Here is a 2,946-nt window from a genome sequence, read left to right as displayed (position 1 = left end):
ATCAATGGCGGCAAGTTCAGCGACAGCGCCGCCAGTGCCCTGGTCACGGCGCTGGGCCAGAGCCTGACGACGCAGATCGGCGATTGGGCGCAAACCCATGGCATCGAGCCGGGCGATATCGGTAAGGCGGTTGCCCACGCGGCGGTGCAGTGCGCGCAGGCCCAGGCCATGGGCGGCGACTGCGCCAGTGCGGCCATGGGTGGGGCCACGGCCGAGCTGCTCTCGCCCTATCTGGGCAGTACGGGCAAGTACGGCGAGCTGGTGGCCGCGCTGGGCTCCATGGTGCTGGCCACGGCTACCGGGCATGACGCCACCACGGCCATGCTCGCGGCGCAGGAGGTGGATACGTATAACCGGCAGCTGCATAGGGAAGATCACAGCCTCGCGGCCAAGCTGGCAGCCAAAGGCAAATACACCCAAGCACAAATTGAAGAACAAATGCGCTTGATGGGAAATGCGGCGTATGGGGAGTTGCCCAATTCGATTACGGCACTGACCGACTTCCAAGCCATCCAAAACAACATCACTCAAGACCCCAGCATGCCCAAGGCGGTCGATAACCGCGTGGTGGTTGAGGTACCCGGTCAAGCCAATAAGGAAATCCAGCAGTACATCCTTGCAAACAGCAAGGACAGCCAAGGGCAGTCGGTATATAGCGCCAGCAATATGGCGTTGAATAACCCAGTGCTGAGCAACACGCCCCCCGCCAGCAACACCACGACGGCGACGAGAACCACTGCGGAATATGCGGCAGGCTTGCTGCCTGCCGCAAACGACAATCGCACAGGTTCGCAGATCGACGCCAGCCAGGATCGCCTAACGACCAATCTAGCCTTGGCTCCTCTCGTGCTGACAACAGGCATGGCGCTGGCACCCGAGACGCTGCTGGGCTCGATGGCGACAGGGGGCGCCTTGGCCGGTGGCAACAACGTTGCGGTGCAGCTCATCACCACCGGTACGGTGAATCCAACGGAAGCCGCCATAGATACCGCTGCGGGTGCTGTACTGGGGGGCGTAGGGTATGGGGTGACTGCGGGAGTCAGCAGTTCTCTAAATAGGGCGGCAGTGGCGGGCTCGTCTACTACTTCAATTAGTCCATCAACACTAAGTCAATCCACAGTTAACGAAGTATTGTCAATCGATAAAGGCTTACGACCCGATCCTAGTACGTATCTATCTCAGGCATACCAAGATGCTCATGCGGGAATGTTTAGTAATGGCGTTGCCAGAATTCAACCTTCAGCTCCAACAGGTACTATCGGTAGAACAGAAACGTGGGTCATGCCTGCAAGCACAGCACAAGACGCAATAAATAATGCGGCTGGAAGTCTTTCAAAGTTGGAGACACTCTTAGGATTAGATAGTGGCTATCTCGGCACTGAGTCGGTACTAGTAAGTATCCCCAATCCAATCGGATATCGCATACCAACCGGCAATGAATTTGGTGCAAATAATTTCTGGCGACCTGGCGGTTTTACTAGCCCAGGCGGTTTGCCAGAGGCGGTTATCAATCCTGTTAAACCCGGAAATTACTCCATTACTCCTATTATTAAAAAGGATTAAATCATGAACGAAAAATTATTCGAATTAAGTGATCTTGAAATATGGAAACGTGGAGATCGTTTTTATGTTCGATACGATGCGGGCTCACATCAAATAGTAATGCGAGAAGATGAAATTTCCGCAGAAGAAGCTGAGCAAGCTATTCAAAATGAAGGTGCTGCAATAAAAATTCTATTTTTATTGCAGAAACGCCTATTACAGGCTGGCATTGACCCGTATGTTTCAAATATTTCCAGCTCTAAATAATGAATATATCCTGTCCGCGTGTCCTTGTGTCCTGAAGCAATTAGCAGGAGGTTTGATGTGAATCACCACTGAGAGCAATTGCATGTCTCGCCGGAACTTTTTCTGGGGGCAGATACACGGAAATCGTGACTACCGAGCCTGTCGTTTTATATCGTGCAGGTACAAAAGATGTACCTTTGGGACAGTTCTTTAGCGCAGAACAACCTGCTGGGGTGATTCAAACACGAGTAGATCAGGCAGTCCTTCCTGTATGGCCAGGTGGCGGTACGTCTCCGCTTGACTCTGTTTTCAAGATCACAATCCCCATCGGAACAAAAATGTACTACGGTGAAATCGGTGCTCAAAATGGGTTCTATGTTGGAGGGACTCAGCAGATTGTTGTGCAATCGCCTTGGAAAATTCCAGGTGTAAAAAGCGAACTTATCGGACCATTGAAATGACATCCAAATCAGAGAGTCAAATTGAACTATTGACAAGCATTAGGAGGATGGTGAAATTACTGACACTTTCCAAACAAGATCAATGGGCGAGGGCATTAAATTCGGTCTTGACAGATCCAAGAATACAACTAAATCTGGAGCGGTTTATTCTGTCTCTTTACGGAGGAATGGGTTCTTTGAATGACGTCGTTTTGTACATAAATGGGGAGGCAAATTTGGATGTCAATAACGAATTTGATGCGTTGCGAACCAAGATATTCGATTTTTGCCTTAATGGCTTATAGGAATTTCAAACGAAATTACTGGCGCATATCCCATCTGCGCAAGCGGCTATCAATTTCGATGCTTCGCCTTTCCGTTGCGTCGTCTGATCCGCCTGCCGCCCCATGAACCAGCGCTGCCACCGCCTCGTCTTCAACCAGGCTCGTGGCTGTCTGGTGGCGGTTGCCGAATCCGCCCGCAGTTGCAGCAAGTGCGGCACCCATGGCATCACCCGCACCGCCGTCGCGCTCCCCATCGTCCCCAGGCCAGCACTAGGTTTTATGCATTAAATCAGCCTCTAGCGCTGATAGCACCTGCGCTAGCAGCTATCAATTCAGCAGTACCTCTCTTTGAATCACCCAGCTGGGCTACAACCCCGACACCACGCAAAAGCGCCTGGGCGACGGCTTCTACGAGCAGCGCCTGGTGCGCGAAC

Annotated in this window: 5 protein-coding genes; all 5 read left to right on the top strand. The window is 52.2% G+C overall.

From position 1 onward, the window contains the following. On the top strand, window positions 1-1,563 hold a 1,563-nt coding region (locus AC07R0_RS25630; protein WP_495107017.1), incomplete at its 5' end, for a DUF637 domain-containing protein. Window positions 1,564-1,566: 3 nt separating this feature from the next. Then, window positions 1,567-1,809, top strand: coding sequence for a hypothetical protein (locus AC07R0_RS25625; RefSeq protein WP_495107016.1), 243 nt, complete (start codon window positions 1,567-1,569; stop codon window positions 1,807-1,809). A gap of 125 nt (window positions 1,810-1,934) precedes the next feature. Next, window positions 1,935-2,249: a hypothetical protein gene (locus AC07R0_RS25620; protein ID WP_495107015.1), complete on the top strand. Its 315-nt coding sequence runs from the start codon at window positions 1,935-1,937 to the stop codon at window positions 2,247-2,249. Next, window positions 2,246-2,533: a DUF6966 domain-containing protein gene (locus AC07R0_RS25615; protein WP_495107014.1), complete on the top strand. Its 288-nt coding sequence runs from the start codon at window positions 2,246-2,248 to the stop codon at window positions 2,531-2,533. The genes AC07R0_RS25620 and AC07R0_RS25615 overlap by 4 nt, the downstream gene beginning before the upstream one ends. Before the next feature lie 102 nt (window positions 2,534-2,635). Next, window positions 2,636-2,800, top strand: a complete 165-nt coding sequence (locus AC07R0_RS25610) for an ESPR domain-containing protein (protein WP_495107013.1) — start codon at window positions 2,636-2,638, stop codon at window positions 2,798-2,800. The last annotated feature ends 146 nt before the right edge of the window (window positions 2,801-2,946 follow it).

Source organism: Rhodoferax sp. GW821-FHT07F03 (assembly GCF_059418745.1).
Note: the sequence above shows the minus strand (reverse complement) of the source record. Positions and strands in the feature narration are given on the sequence as shown.